Origin of the sequence: Streptomyces rugosispiralis (assembly GCF_024505145.1) — a bacterium.
GTDB lineage: Bacteria > Actinomycetota > Actinomycetes > Streptomycetales > Streptomycetaceae > Streptomyces > Streptomyces rugosispiralis.
The window spans coordinates 1-279 of record NZ_JANIAA010000277.1 but is presented as its reverse complement, the minus strand read 5'-3'; the positions used below and the strand labels follow the sequence as shown (position 1 = coordinate 279).

1 pseudogene is annotated in these 279 nt (G+C 63.8%); it reads left to right on the top strand.

Annotation, left to right across the window (positions count from 1 at the left end):
- Window positions 1-27: 27 nt before the first annotated feature.
- Window positions 28-279: pseudogene (locus NP777_RS47435) on the top strand (acyltransferase domain-containing protein); the annotation flags it as partial.

Here is a 279-nt window from a genome sequence, read left to right as displayed (position 1 = left end):
CCGGTGGTGGGTGGGTTGGGTGTGTTGTTTGCGGGTCAGGGGTCGCAGCGGTTGGGGATGGGGCGTGGGTTGTATGAGGGGTATCCGGTGTTTGCTGCGGCGTGGGATGAGGTGTGTGCGCAGCTGGATCGGTATCTGGGCCGGTCGTTGGGTGAGGTGGTGTGGGGTGATGATGCTGGGTTGATTGGGGAGACGGCGTTTGCGCAGGCGGGGTTGTTCGCGCTGGAGGTGTCGCTGTTCGCGTTGGTGTCTTCGTGGGGTGTGCGGGCGGATTATCTG